Raw genomic sequence first — 25,999 nt, 5'->3', positions numbered from 1 at the left:
AAACTGATCATTACCTCCTCGTAGCACAGACATAGATACTCCCTCTTTTAGTGAACACATGAGTGCACCATGCTACATAAAACAACGACTATTTTTGGCTCGTTGCAATGGATCTGCTCCCTGCTCCTTGGATTCTCTTCTACTTCTTTAGCACAAGAAGATACAGTTCTCCCCTCGCCACCAGATAACAAAGATAACGGATTATTTTCACTGCTTGGGGGACCAGCTTACATGCCTGAAACTGGCTTTATGCTTGCCATCGGAGGATTGTACTCATTTAACACCACACCGGAACAACCGAGCAAAACTCAACGCTCTTCTATCACATTAGTGGGTATCGCCAATGAAATGGATAGCGGTGTAGGGTTTGGTGTTCGCTCTAAGCAAAAAATATTTTCTCCACAGAATCGACTTCGTTACTTCGGCCAATTATCGATGGGAAAACAAAGCTTGTACTATTTCGGTACAGGTTATCAATCGGGGGTAAATACCGGCAAAGATGAAGAGAACTTAGTCGACTATGATTTCGTCACTTACAATGCCGATCTAGGAATGCACTTAGGTAACAACATTTACCTAGGGCCAATACTTCGCCTGCAGTACAAAAAGGCCATCGAAGAGTCGATTTCATCAAACGTCGCTCAAGATGCCGATTTTGTCTACGGTCAAGATAATCCCTTCACTTTAGGGCTAGGGGTAGCCTTACAGTGGGATACTCGAGACATCGCAGTAAATGCACGTCAAGGTCAGTTTCTAAGCCTTGAATACGCGAGCTACCAGGACAACTTTGGCAGTGACTCCAATTTTGAAAAAGCCGAAGCCGATTACCGTCTTTATTGGACACCAATCAAAGGCGCCACCTTCGCTTTTCTCAATACTGCCAACCTAAGTACAGGCGATGTGCCCTATTACGAACTGCCGACCTTTGGCGGCCAAGATTCTATGCGTGGCATCTATTACGGACGCTACCGTGATATGCACAGCGTTGAGCACACCATGGAGTATCGCCAGTCATTTATGAACAATGGTGATTACACCAAACATGGCTTTACGATGTGGGCAGGTCTCGCTACAACAGCTGAAAACACCAATGACCTGTATCAAGATAAAATTTACAGCTATGGCGTTGGTTATCGCTATGAACTACAACCTCGTATGAATGTTCGTGTTGATCTCGGGTTTGGATCCAATGATGCCCAAGGCCTTTACTTGTCGATCAACGAAGCGTTTTAAGAGGCCATCATGACGAAATTTACAACGTTAGGTGCCGCTGTCGCATTGGCTATAGGCTCAACACCAAGTAAGGCAGAGGACGGTGCACGAGTCGATTTCCCTGATGCTGAAACACAGCAAAAGCTGAATAAAAAGTGGGAGCATGCTTTGCCCTTTCATGCCCAAAAAGCAATTGATCTAGGTTACGCTCTGCCTCTACCATTTTCTGTTTCATTTATAGGTAACGCTTCTAAGCAAAACATCGAAATGTATGATTTGGGCGTGCAAGTTGGCGATGTAGATTTAGGAGACAGATACGAGCTTTCTCAGGTGTCCTTTGGTACTCCTGAGATCGAGAGCAAAAGCATGCAACTGCGCGCTGCGGCTTGGGTGTTTCCTTTCTTACAAATGGGTGTGCATGTAGGCCGTTTCTCGGGAGGAACACAATTAACAGCCGAAATACCGACCTCACTCTTTAAAGCTTGCGACAATCATCCAAGATTACCCACTTGCGCTAAAGAATCCGTCAGCACTCCGGAGTTTTATCCCGATGTTGAAGGTTCGAATTGGGGGTTCTCAATGAATATTGTAGGTCAAGTTGGGGATTTCACTTATGTGCTTCCGGCCAGTATGACGCACTCTCGCACTGATGATGAGCGTACTAACACCAAAACAATGTTGTTCAGTCCACGAGTTGGCCAACTTATCCAAACTGAAAACTGGGGTAACATTTTCCCCTATATTGGTGCCGCTTACATGCATAGCGAAGGGCTAACCCAAGAAAACAACGCGCTAGGTGTGGATGGACTGTCTTACCAATTATCTCAACAGAGCGCTGAAGACTACTCTGCAATCATCGGAGCAAACTGGAATATCACGAAAACTTACGGAGCTAATTTAGAGTTTATCGGAGGCCCGGGTAGAAAAATCATCAATGTCATCATGACTTACTCCTACTAGTTCCCAATGGCATAACGAAAAAAACCTGCGATAAACGCAGGTTTTTTTGTTCTCTAATAGAGAACTGTCTATAAGAACGAACCGTCTATAAACAAATATAGTACTCAAGACTAAGGCGTGTAGTACGTTGCAGCGCCCGGACCTACTGGTAGGCCAAATACGAATACCCAAACGTAGAACATTAAGCTCCAACCAACCAAGAACACGATTGAGTATGGAAGCATAGTTGCAATCAGAGTACCGATACCTAGGTTCTTCATGTAACGCGTCGCTACCGCAAGGATAAGACCGAAGTAGCTCATCATTGGAGTAATGATGTTGGTTGTTGAATCACCGATACGGTAAGCCGCTTGAATCGTTTCAGGAGCGTAACCTACTAGCATTAGCATTGGAACGAAGATAGGCGCTGTTACTGCCCACTGAGCAGAAGCTGAACCGATCATCAGGTTAATGAAGCCACACATTAGGATGAATGCGAAGAACAACATTGGACCCGTTAGGCCGATATCTTGTAGGAAAGTAGCACCTGCAACTGCGAATACTTGACCAAAGTTAGTCCACTTGAAGAAAGCGACAAACTGAGCAGCAAAGAACACAAGTACGATGTACATGCCCATTGAAGACATCGACTTAGACATTGCCTCGATCACATCACGGTCTGTTTTCATTGTGCCGGTAACTTTACCGTAAACAAAACCAGGAACCGCGAAGAATACGAAGATGAACGCTACGATACTTTTCAGGAATGGAGAACCTGAAACCGTACCTGCGGCTGAACGTAGAACACCATCAGCTGGAACAATCGTCCAAGCAAGAAGCGCTGAAACCGCTAGCACTGCGATACCCGCAAGCTTAAGGCCTTTCTTCTCAACGTCTGTTAGCTTGCCCATTGAATCATTTGATAAATCTTCAGACGCTTCTTCGTCGTTGTACTTACCCAGTTTTGGCTCAACAATCTTCTCAGTTACAAATGCACCTGTAATAGCGATGAAGAAAGTAGAAACAAACATGAAGTACCAGTTTGATTCAGGACCAACGCTGTAAGTCGGGTCAATCATTTGTGCTGCTGTTTCTGTGATACCAGAAAGCAGTGGGTCAACCGTACCGATCAGAAGGTTTGCAGAGTAACCACCAGATACACCAGCAAATGCTGCCGCTAGACCCGCTAATGGGTGACGACCCAAAGAGTGGAAAAGCATTGCTGCAAGCGGGATAAGTACTACATAACCCAGCTCTGAAGCCGTGTTAGAGATGATACCGGCAAAAACTACAGTTACCGTAACCATGCGCTTAGATGCGCCCATTACCATGCCACGCATCGCAGCAGATAATAGACCTGAGTGCTCAGCAATTGCTACACCTAGCATTGCAACCAGCACGGTACCTAATGGCGCAAAGCCAACAAAGTTTTTAACTAGATTAGTTACGATGAGTTGTAAGCCTTCAGCATTCAGTAAGCTTACAACATAGATCATTCCGTCAGCAGAACGACCTGGAGCACCTTCTGGGCGAGGGTCCATAACAGACACTTCAAAATATCCAGCGATACCTGAAGTAACTAGAATAGCGACACAGAAGATTGCGAAAAGAGTGATTGGGTGGGGTAATAGGTTCCCCAAATATTCAACACCATCGAGAAAACGGGTAAAAATAGGTTTCTTTGGCGAGTTGTTTTTTATTGAAGCTGATGAACTCATCAGTTCCCTCCTTGTAGTAATTCCTATGCAATTGTGACAAAAATGTTCAAATTGCCAGCGAAGGGTACGCGACAAAATTATCAATTAGAAATTCAAAATGTTACAAAATGTGTAACAAGCGGTGATTTTTAACTCTATTTGAACAATTAATTAGCAAATAAATCTACATTAAATACAAAATCTAGATTTATAATTCACAACCACGCATTCACTACAAATATATCTAACGATATAACCTATTGATTCACTTAAAAATAAAACATATCGTACGCTAAATAAGCACTCTATCTTTAATCCGGTTCCTCTTGAGGGAAAAGAAAAGCAGTCAAATGAATGAAGTTTGACTTTCCCCTCGTTTTTTACACACGTGTCACATCAAATTGACGGCTTATTTCTGAACCGCTTTGAATCTCGGATTAGTTTTACAGATAACATAGTGACGGCCTCGGCGTTTTACTATCTGACAATCCGGGTGACGGTTCTTTGCACTTTTCAGTGATTTCACGACTTTCATTTATTTCGCTCCCTTACCTAATTGACCAAAACGACGAGTGAAGTTCGCAACACGTCCCTCTTTATGTAGCACTCTCTGTTTACCGGTATAGAAAGGGTGCGACTTTGACGATACTTCAATCGTGAAATAAGGGTAAGTATTGCCATCTTCCCATTCGATAGTACGTTCTGTTTTCAACGTTGAGCCAATCAAGAAGTACTCATCGACACTGGTGTCGTGGAACACCACTGTGCGGTAGTCAGGGTGGATATTCGGTTTCATTGTATTTCCCTAAACATTTAAATTAATACGTTATAACATACCAAATGATAATCATTATCAAAAGAAAAACAAGCGATTTTGTGATATTTTTCCGTCTTAACTGAAACCAGAGAACACCTTGCTATGTACACCATTAAACCTGTTGGCTTTATTGAGTCTCCTTATAAAGAGAAGTTCGCTGTGCCAAGACAGCCTAGGTTAGTACCCACTTCGACCTCAAGAGTTAGGCTAGTTGAAGCAGCGAACTGCCTTGAGTCTGTTCGTGATATTGAACAATTTAGCCATGTGTGGTTGTTATTTTTGTTCGATAAGAACCTTGAAGCAGGATGGAAACCAACCGTGAGGCCACCTCGCCTTGGCGGCAATGAACGTATTGGTGTATTCGCGTCTCGTGCCACATTCAGACCCAATGGAATTGGCATGTCTGCGGTTGAACTCAAAGGTGTGTCTCAAGAGAAAGGGCAAACTTGGTTGAATCTCGGCAGCGTCGACTTAGTAGACGGCACACCGATCATCGACATCAAACCTTATATTCCCTACTCGGATTCGATTCCAGATGCATTCGGAGGGTTTGCCGCCGAAGAGCCAGAGGTGCTAGAAGTTAGCTTTTCTCAGCAAGCACAAAGTAAACTAGCAAACCATCCACAAGCCCGTCATATCATTCAGGTGATCAAAGAAGTGCTTGGCCAAGATCCACGTCCGGCCTATAAGAAAGGCAAACCAGACAACAAGGAATATGCGGTAAATTTGTTCGATCTTAACGTAAAATTCGTTGTTGAAACGCTTTTCATCAATGTAACTGACATTGAGCGCTTTTGAGATCTCAAATAGGCTGATATTATATGCGGCTATATCAGATTTGCTGTAGTCACTAACCACAGCAAGTTTTCTTTTATCAATGATGAAACGGATACCATAGAATGCGTACCAGTAACTACCTTCTTTCTACTTTGAAAGAGACTCCAAACGACGCAGAAGTTATCAGCCACCAGCTGATGCTACGTGCAGGTATGATCCGTAAGCTAGCTTCAGGTTTATATACTTGGCTACCTACTGGTCTACGTGTACTGCGTAAAGTCGAAAATATCGTTCGCCAAGAGATCGATAATGCAGGTGCCGTTGAAATCTTGATGCCCGTAGTTCAACCGTTTGAGCTTTGGGAAGAGACTGGCCGTTCTGAAAAGATGGGCCCTGAGCTACTTCGTTTCACAGACCGTCACTCTCGTCCGTTCGTTCTCAGCCCAACAGCTGAAGAAGTAGTAACGAGCCTAGTACGTAACGAGATCAGCTCTTACAAACAGCTACCTCTAAACCTGTACCAAATCCAGACTAAATTCCGTGATGAGCGCCGCCCTCGCTTTGGCGTAATGCGTGCACGTGAATTCTCTATGATGGATGCGTACAGCTTTGATATCGACAAAGAAGGCTTAGAAAAGTCTTACCAAGCGATGCACGATGCTTACTGTAAAGCATTCGACCGCATGGGCCTTGAATACCGTCCAGTATTAGCTGACTCTGGCGCAATCGGCGGCAGCGGCTCTCAAGAGTTCCACGTTCTTGCTGAAAGCGGCGAAGACCTAATCGCATTCTCAACTGAGTCAGATTACGCAGCAAACATCGAAAAAGCAGAAGCACTCGCTCCTACTGAAGATGCTGCAGCACCAACTCAAGAGATGAAACTGGTTGATACACCAAACGCGAAAACTATCGCAGAATTGGTAGAGCAACACGGTCTAGCAATCGAGAAGACAGTTAAGACTCTATTCGTTAAAGCATCTGATGAAGTAGAAGCAGATATCATTGCTCTAGTCATCCGTGGTGACCACGAGCTTAACGAAGTGAAAGCAGAAAACCTTCCACAGGTTGCTTCTCCACTAGAGATGGCTTCTGAAGAAGAAATCCGTGCTCTTGTTGGTGCAGGTCCTGGTTCACTTGGCCCTGTTGGCCTAGAGCTGCCATTCATCGTTGACCGCTCTGTTGCTGTAATGAGCGACTTTGGCGCTGGTGCAAACGTAGACGGTAAGCACTACTTCGGTATTAACTGGGGTCGTGACGTAGAGCTTGCTCAGGTTGAAGACCTACGTAACGTAGTTGAAGGCGACCTTAGCCCATGTGGTCAAGGTACTATCCAACTTAAGCGTGGTATCGAAGTTGGTCACATCTTCCAACTAGGTAATACTTACTCTAAAGCAATGAACTGTAACGTGCTTGGTCCTGATGGTAAGAGCGTAATCCTAGAAATGGGTTGTTACGGTATCGGTGTTTCACGTGTTGTTGCATCTGCTATCGAGCAAAACCACGATAAATTCGGTATCACTTGGCCAGACGCACTAGCGCCGTTCCAAGTTGCTATCGTACCAATGAACATGCACAAATCTGAGCGCGTTAAAGAAGCAGCTGAGAAGCTATACGCTGAATTAACGGCTATGGGTATCGAAGTACTATTTGATGACCGTAAAGAGCGCCCTGGTGTTATGTTTAAAGATATCGAGCTTGTGGGTATTCCTCACACTATCGTTATCGGTGATCGCAGCATGGACGAAGGTAACTTCGAATACAAAAACCGTCGTACTGGTGATAAAGAAGCTATCGCAATGGACACGGTTATCGAGCACCTTAAAGCTCAACTAGCTTAGTAATCCGATTACTGACTAGATAAACATTGAAAGGCTGCCATTAGGTAGCCTTTTTTGTTCCTGCTATTAATCACCTAACGTAAAGAAATGTCAGTTAATCCTCTGTTCATCTAACAGTCCGTATATTGGTGTCATCAACTTTTTAGACATGCTCACTATTGGAGGTATCGATGGATATCAAAAGCTTACTTAACCAAGCACTTAAGTCAGATCTCGTTAAACAAGGTACTCAGAAGTTTTCCCAAGGATCTTCGAGTTTAAGCAACCTATCTCAAGACAGTAGCAGCAATGGCAAGGGTATCAACAAGAGCACACTTGGCGCCTTCGGTGCAGGCGCAGTTGGTGGTGGACTGTTAGGGGCGTTAATGGGCTCTAAGAAGACCAAGAAAATGGGTAAGAAAGCCGCTGGCATTGGTGGCGCAGCAGCACTGGGCGCTTTGGCTTATAAAGTCTACAACGACTACCAGTCCAAACAAGGCCAGACTCCCAATGTCGAACAGGCTAAGTTTGATGAAAATGATGCAAACCACAGCGTGCTGATTCTCAGATCGGTGATTGCAGCATCCAAAGCGGATGGTCATGTTGATGAAGAAGAGATGGCCAAGATTGAGCAAGCCGTCGAAAACATGGGTGCCGATTATCAACTGACTAAATTGGTGTCTGAAGAATTGCACAAGCCACTCGATCCAAGTGAAATTGCTCAGCTCGCGACCTCACCTCAACAAGCGAGTGAGATCTACTTAGCGTCTTTGATTGTAGCGGATGAGCAGAACTTCATGGAGAAGGCTTACCTCAAAGAGTTAGCCAAGCAACTCAACCTTGATGATGAAGTTACTTATCAACTTGAACAGCAAATCTCTGGTTAAGCAGTCAATATCCGGCTAATAAGCAAGCTAGCAAAGTGATACGTTGAGCATCAACAGAATGAGATATTGAGCAAGAACAAACTAACTCTGAACTTAATCAGATCCACTTTGTTTTTGCTTATCTCTATGTGTATATTGAGATCAGTTATCATTTGGTTAGGTATAAAAATGAAAGTATACGATTGTTGTGATTTGGTGCGTGAACTGTATTCTCAAATTGGCAGTGGCGACCAAGGCTATATCCCTAAAGCGATCACCTGCGCGGTAAAAACATTGAATGACCTTGCTGCAGATGAATCTCTTCCTAAAGAAGCGCGTGAGCGTGCAGCATTTGCCGCAGCTAACTTACTGATTTCAGATTTCGAGGACTAATATGAACCTCGCTAACTTTGAAAAAATGGATCCTGTGATGTTGATGAGCATCGTCAACATGAAACTGCGTGATGACTTCGGCGGTGATTTGGATCGAGTGGTCAACTTCTACGAGATCGACAAAGCAGCATTAATCGCGAAACTTGCGTCTGCTGGCTTTGAGTTCCTTCCAGAAGCCAAACAGTTTAGATAGTCATTTAGAACAAGCTTGATTTTGAGAGGCCAACCTTAGTGTTGGTCTTTTTATTTTTTGGCCGGAAGAAGGGTGCATAATAGGCCAAAGATCAATAAACCTATTATAAATTATCTGTTTGCGCCTATACTTTTATATCCTAGAGTCAACCTGCGATCCTTGAACCAAAGCGTGTTGTTGTATAGGCTACCCAGAACAGCATATAAAACTCATCACTAAGTTGGATGATATCGAAGGACTAACAATGAAAAGACTCGGACTATTAGCCGTTATCACAGCCGCACTCACCGCAGGGTGCTCTTCAAATACTCAGCAAGATAACTTTCGTGAAGCCTCTTTTGAACTGTGTAATACCGAAGTCGATATCTACTCAGTAAGCCATGATGAGCGAATTCGTATCGTCTGTTCTGATGGTTCTAAATTCGCTTTGAACAGCGAAGATACGCTAGAAGTAATGCGTGATATCAACATCGACTACTGCGATGGCGAAGGCTTAGGCAAATTCAATGAAAGCCGCAGCTACTACTCGTTCAAGTGTAAGTCAGGCACTTTACTGAGCATCAAAAAGTAAAATTGAGACCAGCAAACAACAAAGGGTTGATGTGCAAGCATCAGCCCTTTTTAGTATCAGCCTTTCTGTATTCTCAGATAACCCAACTCCATACCCACAGATACAAAAAAGGCCCCAAAAGGGACCTTTAAACTCTTTTTCAAAGTAGATGAACGAAGTTCAAGGAGCTCACACGGAGTTTGCGCTAGCAAATGAGTATGTGCGACACAGAAATTCGTTCACTCTCTAAGCATTTCTATACCAATAAAAAAGGGACTCAATGAGCCCCTTTAAAAGTGTTTTTCAAAGTAGTTGTTTGAAATTCTAGGAGAGCACGCGGAGCTTACGGATGTAAGTGAGCATGCTCGACGACGAAATTCAAATTACTACGCAGAAAAATTAAGCGTAAACAGGTAGACGCTTACAGATTTCTAATACTTTTGCTTTTGTTGCTTCGATAACAGACTCATCACCCATGTTATCTAGGATGTCACAGATCCAACCTGCTAGCTCTTTCGCGTCTGCTTCTGAGAAACCGCGACGAGTGATAGAAGGAGAACCGATACGGATACCTGAAGTAACGAACGGGCTACGTGGATCGTTTGGTACAGAGTTCTTGTTCACTGTGATGTTCGCTGCACCTAGTGCTGCATCTGCTTCTTTACCTGTGATGTCTTTGTCGATTAGGTCAACTAGGAACAGGTGGTTCTCTGTAGAACCTGAAACGATGTTGTAACCGCGTGCAAGGAATTCAGCAACCATTGCTTTTGCGTTAGCAACTACGCGAGCTTGGTATTCTTTGAATTCTGGCTCTAGAGCTTCTTTGAACGCTACTGCTTTACCAGCGATAACGTGCATTAGAGGACCACCTTGGCCGCCTGGGAATACTGCTGAGTTTAGCTTCTTGTAAAGATCTTCGCCTTCGTTAGAAAGGATAAGACCACCACGAGGACCAGCAAGCGTCTTGTGTGTTGTCGTTGTTACAACGTGAGCGTGTGGAACTGGGTTCGGGTAAACGCCTGCAGCGATTAGACCAGCAACGTGAGCCATATCTACGAAGAAGTAAGCGCCTACTTTATCAGCGATTTCACGCATGCGCTTCCAATCACAAACTTGAGAGTAAGCTGAGAAACCGCCGATGATCATCTTAGGCTTGTGCTCGATAGCTAGCGCTTCCATCTCTTCGTAATCGATTTGACCTGCTTCATCGATACCGTAAGGGATGATGTTGTAAAGCTTACCAGAGAAGTTCACTGGAGAACCGTGAGTTAGGTGACCACCGTGCGCTAGGCTCATACCAAGAACCGTATCGCCAGCATTCAGTAGCGCCATGTATACAGCGTTGTTTGCTTGAGAACCTGAGTGAGGTTGTACGTTTGCGTATTGAGCGCCAAACAGTTCACATGCACGTTCGATTGCTAGAGTTTCAACTTTATCTACGTACTCACAACCACCGTAGTAACGCTTGCCTGGGTAACCTTCAGCGTATTTGTTTGTAAGCTGAGAACCTTGAGCTTCCATTACACGTGGGCTTGTGTAGTTTTCTGAAGCGATAAGTTCGATGTGCTCTTCCTGACGAAGAGTTTCTTCTTGGATAGCTGCGAATAGGTCCGCATCGTAATCAGCAATGTTCATGTCACGCTTAAGCATCTGTATCTCCTGACTCAGATTGTACTGAAAGTTTCAAAAAAACCACACAACGACCGAAAGCAAACGTTTCCGTCACCGTTTTGATGTAACGCATTCTACATAATTTGATCTAGGTCATAAAGAGCTAATTGCAATTTTATCATGCAGTTTTTTCATAATCACAAATAAGATTCATCATGGTTATTAAGCTTATCCAACCAAAGATGACGCTTACTGTCAATTTTACGCTTTACACCCTGTAAAACGCAGATTACATAGGTTTACCTTAATTTTGCACCTCAAGCTACCGAAAGCTAAGGTTTTTCTCTACTATGCACGCCTTTATTGGTTAGGTAATTATAAAAACGATGGAAAAACACTCACGTAAAGAAGATTGGGTAGCGATTCTCACTGGCACGTTTTTAGTGGCGTTAGGCGTCTTCTTTTTACAGTCAGCGAACCTGCTTACCGGTGGTACTACTGGCTTGGCTCTGCTTTTGAGTCAATTCTTGCCTGTAACCTTTGGTATTTTGTACTTTGTTGCCAATTGTCCATTCTACTTATTGGCCTGGAAACGATTTGGCCGCAGCTTTGCTATTAGCAGCGCGATTTCTGGTGCTTTAGTGTCTGTGTTTGCCGATCATTTATACTTAGTTATCTCGCTAGAAGTTCATAACGAGATCTATTGTGCTGTTGCCGGCGGCTTGTTAATGGGCTTAGGTATGCTAATCCTATTCCGTCACCGCTCAAGCCTGGGTGGTTTCAACGTATTGTGTCTGTTCATTCAAGATCGCTACGGTATCTCAGTAGGAAAAACCCAAATGGCCATTGATGCCTGTATTCTATTTGCATCATTCTTCTTTGTATCGCCTTGGGTAATTGCCGTTTCTGTATTGGGCACTGCAGTGTTGAACATTGTATTAGCAATGAATCACAAGCCGACTCGTTATTCCGTGAACTACGCGTCTTAATACCAATCACCCTATGAATTACTAGCTGTTTTTAATAATAAAAACAGCTAGTATTTAAGTTTTATAAACCGTCGCCTTTTCTATGCAAGATTACCTCTCTAGCGCCAAAGACCAACAAGCCTCTATTTATATTGAAGGCTTGGAATTCAACACCAACACACGAGTCTTAAGCTGCGACAAGCAGGTCATCGATTTAGAACCTCGTTCTATCGAGCTATTAGAGTTACTTCTTACCAGCGTTGGTCAGCCGCTCGCTGCCGAGCACATCATTGAATCTGTATGGCAAAGTAACTTCATTTCCAAAAATGTTCTGACAAACCGAATCAGTACCTTACGTTCAGTACTTCAAAAACACCTGCCAGATAGCGACGCAACCAAAATACTGGTGACTTATCCGCGCAAGGGCTACTTCCTTAACCCTAGCTCTGTGAGCTTGGCCAATGCACAGCCCCAACCTCTTGAGGTAACCGAACAGCCTCAACCAAGTAAAAAGACATCACCGTTTAATCTTTTGTTACTGTCACTCTCTGTTGTGCTGCTGATAAGCACTGCGACTTTAGGCTATATGTTTTGGCACTCTTCAAACCAAGCCTCAGAGCTTGAACGCACACAGAGGCTAATTCCTAAGGTCGAGCTACTGCTAAACCGTATCGATGCCATTGGAGACAATGCGAGAACGTATCGCAAAGCCGTTAAAGCGCTACTACTTCAACAACAAATTGAATACGCTTATACCGACTTAGCGAATCAAGATGCACCTAGTTACTTCGTAGACCCAATAGACAGCACGCCCTTCTTTCCGGGTGCCAAAAACATGCGCACCAGTGATTACCTGCTCAATATTCAATTAAAGGATCAGGAAGTCGATACACGCCTTGCGGCTAAAGTCAGCCTTATTTACCCAAGCTCAGGCAAACTTGCTTTCCGCGGTGTCTACTCAATAGAGATAGATAACCTCAGTGAAGACTTGATGGAAATAAATAGAGAGCTAGCGAACTACTTCGCTTTACCTGCTCCACTATCACCTGAGTGGTCTGTCAGTGATAAAGAGCTGAGCCGATTGCTAAACGGGGAAACGCTGAAACTTGATAGCATTCCACTCAACGTGATGACTTCAACCTTGCTCGCTCGACAACTGGCACTGTTTGAGACCGACCACCAGCGCCTTATTAGCTTCACTAGCCTGGTGCAAACGCGTTTTAAGTTGATTCCCGACGAACTAAAACTCTGGCTTGGGATTATTCACTTCAAGTTAAGAGACCTGCAAACCGCGAAGGAATTTCTGACCAACACGGCGGGCAATTCGACCATCGAGAACGCACTGGTGTATATGATGGTTTCTCATATTGCTTACAAGCAAGGGGACATGGATAAGTTTCGCCTCAACTACATGGAATCCTTAGTCGCGTTATTACGAGTAGTTCCTTCTGAAGAGTTGTTTGCTCGACTATCTAAACCGGAATCCAAATCGACCTGCCTACAACCTTGGAAGAGCTTAAAGCTAAGCGTTAAAGAGCCTCTGATCATAAAGCAATGGGAAAACTTAATGCTTAACTACTGCACCGCTGTCGGGCAGCAGTTTTCAAATGACAATAAAAAACCCTTTCAAATAAACAACTTAAATATAAATTAAGATCTTATGTGACTTCGTTTTTTGCCCTATTTACTCCTCAAACAATAGCATTCCTAAAAACATCGGGCCCACCAAGGGCTTCCAACTTTAGGAATATTAAACATGAAGAAAACAATGACGCTGCTAGCGACCTCTCTCTTTGCTCTCTATGGTTGTGGCGGTGGAGGTGGCTCTTCTTCTGGTTCAACAGGTGGCAACAAAGGGCCAAGCAATCAGGTTGATTACCCGATTGCAAGCTCTGCATTTTCCCCGAAACCAGAAACAACATTGGGCTACTCATTTACCAAAGATGGTCAAACTGAAGGCGTGATGACAATGAACTTCACTCCTTTAAGCGGTGAACTCATTATTGCAGGGTTAGAAGAAGAGACCGGCAATGAAACGGTCGTTCAAGTTATCAATGACCTCATCAATTACGGTATTACAGAGTTTTATGTTACCGAGGAACTCATATCTGATAGTGAGGAAACCCACAAGGATAGCACTATCTATTTTGTGGGCTCCGGCCAAGGACTACATGAAATAACAAAAGCTTACTTTATTGATAGCCTATTTATCACAACAGTTATGCACAGCAGTCCACTTTTTCGTTTGAATGGCGCCGATGTGAAAGAAAGTAACCCTAACCTCGATATCAGTGAAGAAACCACCTCACGACTAATGACTCTAAATGGTGCAGATGTCAAAAATATATTAGACGACTTTGAAGAGCATCTATGGGTGAAAAATTTGCCGATTGATACTTCATGCCAAGTTACCTGGCAACGAAAAATTGGCGAAACAGGCGTACGTAAGAGCTTCACTATCTCAGAAAAATCAATTGAAGCTGCGAATCTAACAGAGAAAAACACCTACTACATAAGCTGTGAAGGCATGGATTCCGCAGAATTTGGCACATCATCAGAGCGCTGGTTCAACCCAAGCATCGGCTTAATTGAACAGATTGAATTGATGTCTGTAGAACAATCTACTATTGAAGAATCAGCAGCGATACTGACCTCAATTAGCTAGCCTTGACTTAGATTCACTAAACATAAGCTTAACCGCGAGCTAACCGCAAACAATAAAAAAGGCTTTGGGGAGCACTCCAAAGCCTTTTAACAGCCGAATCCTTTAAGGGGAAGAGAATCAAGCCGATTGAAATAAAAACAAGGCTAACCTTCGATCAAAAGAATACGAGTCTCGTAAGGTTGCAAAACTTGATGATGAGACGCCACTAAACTCTCGCTCACTTGATAATTAGACAACAAGCTCTTAGCCTTTGCCATCTCAAAACGTTCAGGTAAAACGCATTCAGCCTCTTCACCATAATAGTTATTAACACACAACAAAGTCTGATCATCAGTCTCGCGAGAATACGCAAATACCGATGGGTGCTCAGGCAACAAGTCTTTGTAGCTACCATGAGTAATCACTGGCACTTCTTTACGTAACTCAATCAAGCTCTTGTAGAAGTAAAAAACAGAGTCTTTGTCTTCCAGCGCTTGCTCAGCATTGATCTCAGTATAGTTATTTGCAACATCTAGCCACGGCTGAGCTTGTGAGAAGCCTGCATGCGCTTCGCTGTTCCACTGCATCGGCGTGCGAGAGTTATCACGAGATTTCTGCGCCAGAATCGCCATCATATCTTGATGAGCCACACCATCACGGTTAACCATGATGTCATACATATTGGTGCTCTCAACATCACGATATTGGCTGATCTCGGTGTAACCTGGGTTGGTCATGCCAATCTCTTCACCTTGATAGATATAAGGCGTGCCTTGCATCATGTGGACAGACGCAGCCAACATCTTGGCCGACTCAACACGATATTGCTGATCATCACCTAAGCGGCTCACGACTCGCGGTTGGTCGTGGTTACACCAAAACAATGCGCCCCAGCCCTTGCCGTTCAAACCCGTTTGCCAATGATTGAAGATCGACTTGAGCTGCAAGAAATCAAACGGCGCATTAGTCCACTTCTCACCATTGGTGTAATCCACCTTAAGGTGGTGGAAGTTAAACACCATCGATAACTCGCTGTTATCAATGTTTGAGTACTGTTGGCAATGCTCGAGTGTCGTTGAAGACATCTCGCCTACTGTCACGCTGCCGTATTTCTGGAATACCGCTTCGCTGATCTCTTTCAGGTATTCGTGCACTCGTGGGCCATCAGTGTAAAAACGACGACCATCACCGATATCATCATTGGGGAAGTCTTGCTGTTTCGAAATCAGGTTGATCACGTCCAAGCGGAAACCATCAACGCCCTTCTCAGCCCAGAAGCTAATGACGTCTTTCACTTCTTCGCGTACAACCGGGGTCTCCCAGTTAAGGTCGGCTTGCTCTTTCGCGAATAGGTGTAGGAAATACTGACCCGTCGCTTCATCCATTTCCCATGCATTACCACCGAACTTAGACTGCCAGTTGGTTGGTGCTTGGCCGTTTACAGGATCTTTCCATATGTAGTAGTCGCGGTATGGGCTGTTTTTATCACCCAATGCTGACTGAAACCACGCATGTTCTGTTGAGGTGTGGTTTACCACGATATCCATCACGATACGAATACCACGTTGGTGCGCTTCAGCCAGCAATAGGTCGAAATCTTCCATGGTGCCGAATTGCGGGTTAATCGCGTAGTAATCTGAAATATCGTAGCCGTTATCGATCATTGGGGATGCGTAAACTGGGGTTAACCAAATGGCATCCACACTCAAGTGTTTAAGATAATCCAGTTTTGAAATGATCCCTTTGATATCGCCAGTACCTTTACTGCCACTGTCACAAAAGCTCTTTGGGTAGATTTGATAGATGGTTGCGGTTTTCCACCAACTTTCATCATGTTCAGTCATCGCCATCTCTAACACTCACTTACCAGAAAATATAAAATAAAAATCACCATGCAAATCATGGTCGAATAGCCGTTATAACTAAAAGAAAAAGCTATAACTAAGAGAAAAAGCGATGACTCACTTTGGAGTCATCGCTGATTTAATGCATTACGCGTTGGCGGTTTCTAGCTCGCCTTTCATCTGTGCTCGTTTATAGAAGAACAGTGTTAACGTGACGGGTAATACAATCGCCACCAGCATTGCAACTAGGTAAATCGACCAATATTGAGGTTGAATCGATAGGATGCCCGGCAAGCCACCGACACCGATACCATTCGCCATCACACCTGCACTACCACAGATTGCAGCCGCTGCGGCACTGCCGATCATTGCGCTCAGCATTGGGAATTTGTATTTAAGGTTGATGCCGTACATCGCTGGCTCTGTTACACCTAAGTAAGCAGAGATTGCAGCTGGAACCGAGATATCTCGTTCGCCTTCGCGTTTGCTTAAGATGATGATGCCAACAACCGCTGAAGCTTGTGCAATATTTGATAGCGCAATCAAAGGCCAGATTGGTGTGCCGCCTAAGTCTTGCATCAGTTGTAGGTCGACGGCATTGGTTGTGTGGTGAATACCTGTAATAACCAAAGGTGCGTATAGGAAGCCAAAGACTACTGAACCAAGAATCGCAAAGTCACCCGTCATTGCCGCTTTAGCCGCGAATGCCACGCCATCGCCTAACATACGGCCAAATGGGCCAATGAAAGCGTGCGCTAAAATCACAGACAAAATAATCGATACGAACGGCACGACAACAAGGTACAGGTAAGAAGGAACAATACGCTTAAGGTTGGTCTCGATGAAGGCCAGAGCCACACCCGCTAACATCGCAGGGATCACCTGAGCCTGATAACCAACTTTCTCTATCACGAACAAGCCAAAGTCCCACTCTTCAGGTACCGATTTACCTATCATGTAAGCGTTCATCAATTGCGGGGAAACCAAGGTCACACCGAGCGTGATGCCTAAAATAGGGGTTCCGCCGAGCTTCTTAACAGTTGCCCAACACACACCAACCGGAAGGAAGAAGAAAATAGCTTCGCCGATCAACCATAAGAAAGAGTGAACCGTTGCCCAGAATTGACTGATTTCAACTAGGGTTTTGCCGTCGAACATGCGAATGTCGCCAATCACATTACGGAAACCAAGAATCAAACCGCCAGTAATGATGGCAGGCAACAGTGGTACGAAAATTTCGGCTAAATGGGATATACCACGCTCAAGGAAGTTCATATTTTGACGAGCAGCCAACTTCGCCTCATCTTTTGATGATGTATCTTTACCAGTTTGCTCAATCAAAAGTGCGTACACCTCATCAACCTCGGTGCCAATCACGACTTGGAATTGACCTGCGTTAGTAAAGCAGCCTTTTACCAGTTTAAGCTTCTCTAATTCTGCTTTGTTCGCTTGTTCCGTATCGTTCAATACAAAACGCAGTCGAGTTAGACAATGGCTGACACTCGCAATATTCTCTTTGCCACCGACTAACTCGATAAGACGCGCAACGTCTTGCTTCGCTATCTTACTCATACTACCCCACCCTGGTTTCATTCAATTACTCATCTAAACCATGTAGCTATAACCACTCAGATTTAGATTTATGGGAACATTCCCAAATACGGTTATTATAATGCCCACATGAATGATAAATTAAAATGGGAACAGTCCCATTAATTGAAAGAGATCACACTCTAATTTTAATCTAAGCGGTTCAATTTCGCTTAATTGAGTGGATTATAGAATCGGAGATTGAGTGTGATGAGAGATCTCTGAATTGCCTAAAAGCTGAGAGATCAATAGATTAGCGGCCAATTTACCTGCAGATTGATACCCAGGATCAATGCTAAATACTCGAGGGAACAAGAAAGAGAGAAGATCATTACCACCAACGCCGGTGACGACCACATCTTCACGTTGTCGCTCTTGCAGACGTTTGATCACACCGAGAGCCAATGTGTCACTAGCACAGACTATAGCTTGGGTGTTAGGTGTTAGTACCTCATCCACCAGCTGATAAGCACTTTCGTGATGAAGTTGACCAGTGCGATAGTTTGCCACCGAACCTGTGTTTTCACACCAATCGAGATAAGCCTTAAGACGCAGTTCACCGGTTGATTTGTCGCTAGGATCAACCCCGATGAAGCCAACCTCAGAGATCCCCTGATCCGACAGATGCGCTAACGCACTATTGATCACCTGTTGGTTATCATAGTTAATCGACGTCACGTTCTCGGTATCCAGAGCAATAACCACCGCTTTGTGTTCCCAAGCTTCAATCGCAGGAATATCGCAATCAGTAAAACCAAACACGATTATGCCGTCTACATTGCGGCGCTTGAGAACCTGAAGGTGCTCATTGGCTTTTTCTCTATCTAGCTGGCTTTCCATGATCACGACATCGTAATTCGCTCGATACAACTCAGCCAACATAGTGCTAACTGCTTTGTTTTCAGAAGGGGAATCCAGACGAGAAATGATGACACCGATGACTTTTTGACTGCCACCACGCATCGACTGCGCAGACTTTGAAGGCGTGTACCCAGATTCTTGAATTACTCTTTCCACCCTTTCTCGGGTTTCAGGTTTCACTTTTGGATCATTGGTCAGAACGCGAGATACGGTTGACTTACCAACACCGGACAGCTTAGCAATATCGAGAATAGTGAGTTTTTTGCTCATAAAAAGTCTAACGTTAAAGGGAAGAGAAGAAAAAGTGAGGGCATACCCCCTCACTTAACTGTTTGTAAATCCTAGAAGTTAACTATGACTTACTTTCGGCAATTTTTATAGACGACACGACCAAGTTCTAGACGCGCGTTGTCACCTTTAGTGCGTAAAGTGACGCTATTGATCAGTTCAGAGGTTCCATCATCTAAGATGTACTTCGTTCCTGAACCTGCCGATATTTGAGTTAGGCGATATTCATTCTCTGGCAAACGTAATACCGCTTTTTCATTACCAAGGTAAGCGACCTTAAATGAAGCGTCAGACTCACATTGATAAGTCACGAATTGATCGTCCGATACTGCACCATCAGGCGCTGCGGATTTAGAACACCCGAATAACGCTACCGTACATAGAGATGCTATCAACAATGCTTTCATACTGCGTTCCTCATCTTTATATAGTGAACAACACTTATATCTAAGTGAAGGAGACTTAGTGTCTTAACCTTTTAAGAAAGCTGGCACGTCTTTAATGCTATCAAGCACAACGCTCGCCAAGGCTTCACCTTTTTCAGTGATTGGTTTGCCTGTTCTTACTAAGACTTTAGTACCAACGCCTGCTGCTTCTGCAGCCATCATGTCTTCAGCTTTATCGCCGATCATGACCGAGTTAGCCATATCAATCTTCAGAAAGTCACGAGCAGAAATGAACATACCTGGCTTTGGTTTACGACATTCACAATCTTGCTTGTAGTCACCAATACCGTGTTCAGCGTGGTGCGGGCAGTAATAGATGCCATCAAGCTCAACGCCGTTATCAACAAAGTTCCAATCCATCCACTGCGTTAAAGAAAGAAAACGGTCTTCACTAAACATGCCGCGAGCAATGCCTGACTGGTTAGTCACTAGCACCAATAAATAGCCCATATCTTTAAACGCTTTCGCCGCTTCAAACACACCGTCAATGTATTCAAAGTCATGCTCATCATGTACGTAGCCGTGGTCAACGTTAATCACACCATCACGATCTAAAAAAACAGCAGGTTTAGACAAAATTTTGTTCTCTATCAACTCTCTATTAATCATTAATTATTACACGCTTTATTTGCTTCATCACTATCTATTTAGTTTTGCGTTCGTTAACGAATTGTTTCTAGCTTAGCCATACAATCGACGTTTAGCCGTCTAGACGTAAAAATATCTATTGACTTAGATCATAGAACACCATAGCATCGTCTGTAAATCGAGCGAGCTATCGACATATTATTCTGTTCTACCTGCACGGGTTTCTCTATGATTAAAGTGAATCAAGTCAACAAGGTTTTTTATCAAGGTACTAAAGAAATCAATGCCTTAATTGATATCAACCTCCACATTCCTCAAGGTCAAATCTTTGGAGTCATCGGCTCTTCAGGTGCAGGCAAAAGTACCCTAATCCGCTGTGTAAATATGTTGGAAGCACCGACCTCTGGTGAAGTGATTGTTGACGGTATCGACCTAACAAAACTCAGCAAATCAGAACTTAGCGAAGCGCGCCGTAACATCGGCATGATATTCCAGCACTTCAACCTGCTGTCTTCTCGTACTGTATTTAACAATGTAGCACTGCCTTTAGAACTTGCTGGTAAAGATAAAGCGATTATTGAAGCAAAAGTGAGTGAGTTACTTGAACTCGTTGGCTTAGCGGATAAGCGAGACACCTACCCGGCAAACCTAAGTGGCGGTCAAAAGCAGCGTGTTGCGATTGCTCGTGCACTGGCCTCTGATCCGAAAGTACTGCTGTGTGACGAAGCGACCAGCGCATTGGACCCTGCGACCACTCAATCGATTCTTGAGCTACTGCGTGAAATCAACCGCAAGCTGAACATCACTATCCTGCTTATTACGCACGAGATGGATGTAGTGAAAAGCATTTGTCACGAAGTGGCGATCATTGGCGGTGGTGAATTGGTAGAGAAAGGCACAGTTGGTGACATCTTTGCTCACCCTAAAACTGAACTAGCGCATCAATTCATTCGTTCAACGTTGGATCTGACGATCCCTGAAGATTACCAAGCACGCCTGCAAGAGACTCGCGTAAACAGCAGTTACCCGTTGGTACGTCTTGAGTTTACGGGCGCAACGGTTGATGCTCCGCTGATGACTCAGATTGCACGCAAATTCAATATCGATGTCAGCATCCTAAGCTCTGACCTTGATTACGCCGGCGGCGTGAAGTTCGGCATGATGGTTGCTGAACTGTTCGGTAATGAAGCAGATGATAATGCTGCTATCCAATTCCTACGCGACAACAATGTAAAAGTAGAGGTGCTTGGTTATGTCCTTTAGTTTCAACGAGATTGCTGACTGGATCAGCCTTAACGGTAATCTTCTATTAGGTGCAACCGGCGAGACGCTTTACATGGTTGCAGTTGCGGGCATTGTTGGCTTTGCTGTCGGTATTCCATTAGGCGTGATTCTACACACGACTAAAAAAGGTGGCCTGTTAGAGAACACCAAAGTAAACAAGATTCTAGGTGCGATTGTGAACGTGGGTCGTTCAGTGCCTTTCTTAGTGTTGATGGTTGCGATTATCCCACTAACTAAGATGCTGATTGGTACCTTCATAGGCACAACAGCAGCGATTGTTCCATTGACGATTGGTGCTATCCCATTTGTGGCTCGACTTATCGAAAGTGCACTACTTGAAGTACCAACAGGTCTAGTAGAAGCGGCTCAATCAATGGGCGCAACACCAACACAAATCATCAATAAGGTTCTGCTTCCTGAAGCACTACCGACTATTATCAACTCAGTAACGATTACGCTAGTGACACTTGTGAGCTACTCAGCAATGGCGGGCACGGTTGGTGGCGGTGGTCTAGGTGATGTCGCGATTCGTTACGGATTCCACCGTTACGATGTGACCATCATGGCTGTAACGGTAGTGATGTTGATTGTGCTTGTACAAATTATTCAATCAATCGGTGATTCCTTAGTTCGCCGCGTTGACCACAGATAAAGACTCAGCGCTAAAACGCAAACTCTCTAAGACAAGAGTCGTCTGAACCAAATTAAATAGATTTATTAAAAGGAGATTATTATGAAATTTAGCCTTAAAGGTTTACTTACTATCGCAGCAGCGGCATCAGCGCTAGTACTAGCAGGTTGTGGTGATAAAGAAGTTGATACTTCTAAAGTAAAAGTTGGCGTAATGGCAGGTGCTGAAGCGCAGGTTGCTGAAGTTGCAGCGAAAGTAGCAAAAGAGCAGTACGGCCTAGACGTTGAACTGGTTACTTTTACGGATTACGTAACGCCAAACGCGGCACTGGATGATGGCTCTATCGACATCAATGCATTCCAACACGCACCGTACCTAGATCAGCAAGTGGCTGACCGTGGTTACAAACTGACTATCGCTGGTAACACGTTTGTTTACCCTATCGCTGGTTACTCTAAAGAAGTGAAATCTGTCGACGAAATCCAAGACGGTGCTCGTATTGCGGTACCAAACGATCCAACAAACCTAGGTCGTTCTCTACTGCTTCTTGAGCAACAAGGTCTTCTTGAGCTTCGTGAAGGTGCTGGTCTTCTAGCAACAGTTCGTGACATCGTTAAGAACCCTAAAAACCTAACGATTGTTGAACTAGACGCAGCACAACTGCCACGTTCTCTTGATGATGTAGCGCTTTCTATCATCAACACAACTTACGCAAGCTCTATCAACCTGACTCCACAAAAAGATGGCGTATTCGTTGAAGACAAAGATTCTCCTTACGTAAACCTAATCGTTTCTCGTGAAGACAACCTAAACGCTGAAAACGTACAGAACTTCGTTAAAGCTTACCAAACTGAAGAAGTGTACAACGCAGCTTCTGATATCTTCCAAGGTGGCGTAGTTAAAGGTTGGTAATCACCTAAACTTTTCAGCATCGTATAGATACCCGAAGGGGCTGACATAACGTCAGCCCCTTTTTTATTTACGGCAGTTTTTATGTACCGAATTTCGTTAGAAAGGCTCGGCTTACCACCAAGCTTCCACTTGCATACCGACACTCATTTCACTGTTCTTACCTTCACCGAAAGCATTGTCATTTTCAGCATCATTTAGGTAAGTGGCAAAGATACGGAACTCGGGACGAGACCAGAAACCCACTTGTGGAACCCAAGCTTGAGCGATTGTAAATTTACCACCCGCACCATCTTTGTTATCGATAGTTTCAACAAAGCCACCAATTTCAAGAATGGTACGCATGCGCTTGTCCCACTTATAAAGCGGACGAATTACCGCACTGAAAGAGTCATCATCACTATTATTGGCGCCAACACCGGTTGAAGCAGCATAACGGACAGTGTGGCCAAACTCGATGTTCTCACCGATCGCAAGCACGCCCCAGTTAATCAATCGGAAGCCATCGGCGTCATTGTTGTTGGCATCACGAACGATGCCTTTACCTGTCCCAAAAGTCGTCATCTGCTCGGCATAACCAGAGTTAGCAACCTGTAGAATAGTTTTGTTGAAGCCACCTGAAAGATTTTGATTCAAGCTTGCCGTTAGCATTACGCTGTCATCCGCATCGACCGTTTGACCTTGCTTTTCATTGGCGAAGTTCATATCAATACCAACCTCAAGATCCGCATTGTTCCACAATGGAATACCCGCATAACGTATATCAGCAATCATGGCTGTGGTTTCTTTGCCATCAAACACATCGCCTGTCACTGTATCTTGAATCAAAGCCACCGATAATTTACCTGGGCCCATATTGATGTGTTCAACACCTGCACCAATACCGCTCACATCCCAGTAGTAGTTATCAACGATGTGTACATCATGACGTTGGTAGTAGCGCTCACCAGCCCAAATACCAATGTCCTTGTCTTCAAAAAGCCCTACCGCTTGAACATTGAGCTGAACTACATCAACGCTTTTATCCGCCGCGTTCTCATCTTGGCCTTGCCAGTACGACAACATGGAATCAACTACAAATGAAACGTCGTCCTCAGCATACACCTCTTTCTTAAAGCCAAACTCGCCATACAGGTCATTCTCGTTGCCGAGTCGCCCAACTTTACTCACCTCCCACTTGCTGTTTGAGCCACCTTCATTACTCAGGCCAACGCCGCCGCGCATGTAGCCATTGAACTCTAATGGTGTGGTTTCATCAGCGTATAAATTAGGAGCAAGTAAAGCAGTAGAGAGTGCAGCAGCAATAGGTAACAGTTTCATCGTCCATTCCTTTCAGATCTAGAATCAAGTTATTATTCAAAAATGGGAACATTCCCATGGGATCGATCCCATTTATATTGAGAAGAATATAAATTGAAAGAGAACTGATTGATTATTGTGATCAGGCTAACTATTGAGGTAACTAAAAGTTGATGGACGTTGGATTATTTAAATGAATACATCGGAGCTACAGAAAGAGCTGAATATCACGTTCTGTGCGTATTAAAAGGAAAATGGGTAACGATAATAGAGTAAGAAAGATCGAGCTAAGAGAAGTAACGAAATCACAGCATCGGGGATGATACAAGATGCTAAGTATATAATATTAAAGGGGGAGTTAATATCAGAGCACTAAGTTAGCACTCCGATATCTAAAGCATGGCGCTTAAATAACCACTAGAAGACTACTTAAGGTGATCCCAAGAGATGTTTGACACCAATCGGCAGTCATCACACTTGAAATAGAAAATATCGTGGATCGGTGCATCTAGCAGCCATTCGCCACCACATTGCGGACATTTACGCTCTTTTTCTGCTTTTAAGCTGATACCACCCACGCGGTACAAGTAGTAATAAGTCGGGATCTTGGTGAGATATTCAATGCGTCCTCTTAAGCCCCAACCTCGTTTGAACAACACACTTTTAGTATCACTGATCTCAGTCAGAGTCGCGTGTTCAGCACGACAACCCCCACCCATTTGGACTTCATCACAGGCTTGCCATTCAGTCTGCCATTTCAACACGGCTTTATGGTCACCATTGAAGGTTGGCGGGTTACGGTACAGAGGAATCGGCAACAAGCTATCGCCACTACGTAGCGGTGAACAGGTATGAACGAACGTCGTGTACAGTACCTGCCAGCTTGGCGCTTCGTCTTCAGCCACTTCTTCAGAGTTAAGATCTCGACCAAGCAAGCGCATTTTTGGTGCAAGCAGGCTCGCGTTAGACAAGCGATCAAAACACACTTTTACGAAATCTGAATGGTTACGCGGATGTAAGCTGTCTTGCTCTGGGCAGACAACGCGAACATAAAACTCACCGTCGCCCATCACGATAGGAAACTCACGACCCAACACTTGTCCGTTATAACGAAGTGCATCCATTAAGCCATTAACAGCCTTGTCGACAGCGCTTACCGTTGTGTTATCAAAACACTCAAATTGAAGTTCTAGTACGTACATCTATTTATACCGCTGGTTGTAGCTTTTCTAAAAATTCTGCCAAAGTCTCGGCTAGTACATCTCGATTTTTGGTGCCTAAGCGCTCTAAAATCACGTTGCCCGTTAAATTACAGATAGAGATAACATCTAGCTCCGCGTCAGTCGCTGCGATGAAAACCGTAGGCTTTAACTTTAAGCGACGCTGAGTCACTAAGTGGCCTAAGATGTTTTCTTGTAGGCATTCGAAGTCTTCATCACTCCAAATCTGTAACAGAGTCAGTTCGTTACCATCAAAAGTCGCGTTCATATCTGCGCTGAATTGTGCGCCGTAGAAGGTTTTGATGTCTTCGTGCAGCGTCAACTCAATACCGGTTTCAACGTTGGTGAAATCCGCGAATTGCTCACGTGGATAGTGCTTCCATAACACGGCATCGCCGCTCTTTTCTTCTACACATGGCGATACCACATCCACCAACTCCTCATTGCGAGGTAAGCTTTGGTGTTGCTGTTGCCAAGCGTCAACGTATCGCTGACTAAAAGAAAGTAGTGCGTCTTGAGCACGTTGAGTCATGAAAATCTCCTAAACACAAAATA

26 protein-coding genes are annotated in these 25,999 nt (G+C 44.3%); 14 read left to right on the top strand and 12 right to left on the bottom strand.

Annotated features, from left to right (window positions below; translation table 11 throughout):
- The first annotated feature begins 69 nt into the window (after positions 1-69).
- The gene (locus tag QQ041_RS14665) at positions 70-1,233 is read left to right on the top strand and encodes a BamA/TamA family outer membrane protein (RefSeq protein ID WP_285954311.1); all 1,164 of its coding nucleotides are present in this window, start codon (positions 70-72) and stop codon (positions 1,231-1,233) included.
- A 9-nt stretch (positions 1,234-1,242) separates the two neighbouring features.
- The gene (locus tag QQ041_RS14660; protein ID WP_285954310.1) at positions 1,243-2,172 is read left to right on the top strand and encodes a hypothetical protein; all 930 of its coding nucleotides are present in this window, start codon (positions 1,243-1,245) and stop codon (positions 2,170-2,172) included.
- Positions 2,173-2,282: 110 nt separating this feature from the next.
- Here QQ041_RS14660 and QQ041_RS14655 read toward each other — a convergent pair whose 3' ends face one another.
- The 3 genes from QQ041_RS14655 to QQ041_RS14645 form a co-directional block, all read right to left on the bottom strand.
- The gene (locus tag QQ041_RS14655; protein ID WP_146492087.1) at positions 2,283-3,869 is read right to left on the bottom strand and encodes an AbgT family transporter; all 1,587 of its coding nucleotides are present in this window, start codon (positions 3,867-3,869) and stop codon (positions 2,283-2,285) included.
- 388 nt (positions 3,870-4,257) lie between these two features.
- The gene (gene ykgO, locus QQ041_RS14650; protein ID WP_123301017.1) at positions 4,258-4,383 is read right to left on the bottom strand and encodes a type B 50S ribosomal protein L36; all 126 of its coding nucleotides are present in this window, start codon (positions 4,381-4,383) and stop codon (positions 4,258-4,260) included.
- Positions 4,384-4,644: a type B 50S ribosomal protein L31 gene (locus QQ041_RS14645; protein ID WP_146492086.1), complete on the bottom strand. Its 261-nt coding sequence runs from the start codon at positions 4,642-4,644 to the stop codon at positions 4,384-4,386.
- 123 nt (positions 4,645-4,767) lie between these two features.
- Between QQ041_RS14645 and tsaA the strand changes: the two genes are divergently transcribed.
- The 6 genes from tsaA to QQ041_RS14615 all read left to right on the top strand — a co-directional run bounded on the left by tsaA (position 4,768) and on the right by QQ041_RS14615 (position 9,282).
- Complete coding sequence (gene tsaA / locus QQ041_RS14640; protein ID WP_285954309.1) at positions 4,768-5,463, top strand: tRNA (N6-threonylcarbamoyladenosine(37)-N6)-methyltransferase TrmO; 696 nt, start codon at positions 4,768-4,770, stop codon at positions 5,461-5,463.
- 101 nt (positions 5,464-5,564) lie between these two features.
- On the top strand, positions 5,565-7,280 hold the full coding sequence (locus QQ041_RS14635) for a proline--tRNA ligase (RefSeq protein ID WP_146492084.1): 1,716 nt from the start codon (positions 5,565-5,567) through the stop codon (positions 7,278-7,280).
- A 170-nt stretch (positions 7,281-7,450) separates the two neighbouring features.
- Complete coding sequence (locus QQ041_RS14630; RefSeq protein ID WP_285954308.1) at positions 7,451-8,146, top strand: tellurite resistance TerB family protein; 696 nt, start codon at positions 7,451-7,453, stop codon at positions 8,144-8,146.
- A gap of 168 nt (positions 8,147-8,314) precedes the next feature.
- Complete coding sequence (locus QQ041_RS14625; RefSeq protein WP_008222923.1) at positions 8,315-8,518, top strand: YaeP family protein; 204 nt, start codon at positions 8,315-8,317, stop codon at positions 8,516-8,518.
- A gap of 1 nt (position 8,519) precedes the next feature.
- The gene (locus QQ041_RS14620) at positions 8,520-8,711 is read left to right on the top strand and encodes a DUF4250 domain-containing protein (RefSeq protein WP_010436438.1); all 192 of its coding nucleotides are present in this window, start codon (positions 8,520-8,522) and stop codon (positions 8,709-8,711) included.
- Between the two features lie 244 nt (positions 8,712-8,955).
- Complete coding sequence (locus QQ041_RS14615) at positions 8,956-9,282, top strand: hypothetical protein (protein ID WP_060982543.1); 327 nt, start codon at positions 8,956-8,958, stop codon at positions 9,280-9,282.
- 378 nt (positions 9,283-9,660) lie between these two features.
- On the opposite strand, the gene glyA is transcribed toward QQ041_RS14615, so the two are convergent.
- The gene (gene glyA / locus QQ041_RS14610; protein WP_048612231.1) at positions 9,661-10,911 is read right to left on the bottom strand and encodes a serine hydroxymethyltransferase; all 1,251 of its coding nucleotides are present in this window, start codon (positions 10,909-10,911) and stop codon (positions 9,661-9,663) included.
- 347 nt (positions 10,912-11,258) lie between these two features.
- Between glyA and QQ041_RS14605 the strand changes: the two genes are divergently transcribed.
- From QQ041_RS14605 to QQ041_RS14595, 3 genes are all read left to right on the top strand, one after another.
- A complete protein-coding gene (locus QQ041_RS14605) occupies positions 11,259-11,861 on the top strand; it encodes a YitT family protein (RefSeq protein WP_048661205.1) in 603 nt (200 codons plus the stop codon).
- Positions 11,862-11,943: 82 nt separating this feature from the next.
- Entirely contained in the window at positions 11,944-13,494 is a 1,551-nt protein-coding gene (locus tag QQ041_RS14600; RefSeq protein ID WP_285954307.1) for a winged helix-turn-helix domain-containing protein, read from the top strand.
- A gap of 102 nt (positions 13,495-13,596) precedes the next feature.
- On the top strand, positions 13,597-14,505 hold the full coding sequence (locus QQ041_RS14595) for a hypothetical protein (protein ID WP_285954306.1): 909 nt from the start codon (positions 13,597-13,599) through the stop codon (positions 14,503-14,505).
- A gap of 143 nt (positions 14,506-14,648) precedes the next feature.
- Here the strand turns inward: QQ041_RS14595 and treC are convergent, their stop codons facing one another.
- The 5 genes from treC to gmhB all read right to left on the bottom strand — a co-directional run bounded on the left by treC (position 14,649) and on the right by gmhB (position 20,122).
- A complete protein-coding gene (gene treC, locus QQ041_RS14590) occupies positions 14,649-16,334 on the bottom strand; it encodes an alpha,alpha-phosphotrehalase (protein WP_285954305.1) in 1,686 nt (561 codons plus the stop codon).
- A gap of 141 nt (positions 16,335-16,475) precedes the next feature.
- A complete protein-coding gene (treB, locus tag QQ041_RS14585) occupies positions 16,476-17,900 on the bottom strand; it encodes a PTS trehalose transporter subunit IIBC (protein WP_285954304.1) in 1,425 nt (474 codons plus the stop codon).
- A 204-nt stretch (positions 17,901-18,104) separates the two neighbouring features.
- Positions 18,105-19,049: a trehalose operon repressor TreR gene (gene treR / locus QQ041_RS14580; RefSeq protein ID WP_285954303.1), complete on the bottom strand. Its 945-nt coding sequence runs from the start codon at positions 19,047-19,049 to the stop codon at positions 18,105-18,107.
- Positions 19,050-19,138: 89 nt separating this feature from the next.
- Positions 19,139-19,474 carry an MliC family protein gene (locus QQ041_RS14575; protein ID WP_146492079.1) on the bottom strand — a complete coding sequence of 112 codons (336 nt, stop codon included), beginning with the start codon at positions 19,472-19,474 and terminating at the stop codon, positions 19,139-19,141.
- 63 nt (positions 19,475-19,537) lie between these two features.
- A complete protein-coding gene (gene gmhB, locus QQ041_RS14570; RefSeq protein WP_017060762.1) occupies positions 19,538-20,122 on the bottom strand; it encodes a D-glycero-beta-D-manno-heptose 1,7-bisphosphate 7-phosphatase in 585 nt (194 codons plus the stop codon).
- A gap of 207 nt (positions 20,123-20,329) precedes the next feature.
- Here gmhB and metN point away from each other — a divergent pair, with 207 nt between their 5' ends.
- From metN to QQ041_RS14555, 3 genes are all read left to right on the top strand, one after another.
- Positions 20,330-21,364 carry a methionine ABC transporter ATP-binding protein MetN gene (metN, locus tag QQ041_RS14565; protein ID WP_017060763.1) on the top strand — a complete coding sequence of 345 codons (1,035 nt, stop codon included), beginning with the start codon at positions 20,330-20,332 and terminating at the stop codon, positions 21,362-21,364.
- The gene (locus QQ041_RS14560) at positions 21,354-22,037 is read left to right on the top strand and encodes a methionine ABC transporter permease (RefSeq protein WP_017060764.1); all 684 of its coding nucleotides are present in this window, start codon (positions 21,354-21,356) and stop codon (positions 22,035-22,037) included. The genes metN and QQ041_RS14560 overlap by 11 nt, the downstream gene beginning before the upstream one ends.
- An 81-nt stretch (positions 22,038-22,118) precedes the next feature.
- Complete coding sequence (locus QQ041_RS14555; protein WP_017630795.1) at positions 22,119-22,928, top strand: MetQ/NlpA family lipoprotein; 810 nt, start codon at positions 22,119-22,121, stop codon at positions 22,926-22,928.
- Positions 22,929-23,039: 111 nt separating this feature from the next.
- Here the strand turns inward: QQ041_RS14555 and QQ041_RS14550 are convergent, their stop codons facing one another.
- The 3 genes from QQ041_RS14550 to syd form a co-directional block, all read right to left on the bottom strand.
- The gene (locus tag QQ041_RS14550; RefSeq protein WP_146492078.1) at positions 23,040-24,245 is read right to left on the bottom strand and encodes a carbohydrate porin; all 1,206 of its coding nucleotides are present in this window, start codon (positions 24,243-24,245) and stop codon (positions 23,040-23,042) included.
- Positions 24,246-24,649: 404 nt separating this feature from the next.
- On the bottom strand, positions 24,650-25,426 hold the full coding sequence (locus QQ041_RS14545; protein ID WP_017630798.1) for a Zn-ribbon-containing protein: 777 nt from the start codon (positions 25,424-25,426) through the stop codon (positions 24,650-24,652).
- A gap of 4 nt (positions 25,427-25,430) precedes the next feature.
- Positions 25,431-25,976 carry a SecY-interacting protein gene (gene syd / locus QQ041_RS14540; RefSeq protein ID WP_123284091.1) on the bottom strand — a complete coding sequence of 182 codons (546 nt, stop codon included), beginning with the start codon at positions 25,974-25,976 and terminating at the stop codon, positions 25,431-25,433.
- Between the last annotated feature and the right edge of the window lie 23 nt (positions 25,977-25,999).

The sequence above is a fragment of the Vibrio sp. TMPB1044 genome, assembly GCF_030442075.1.
In the GTDB taxonomy this organism is placed as follows: Bacteria; Pseudomonadota; Gammaproteobacteria; order Enterobacterales; family Vibrionaceae; genus Vibrio; species Vibrio satsumensis.
This window is presented reverse-complemented; position numbering and strand designations above follow the sequence as displayed.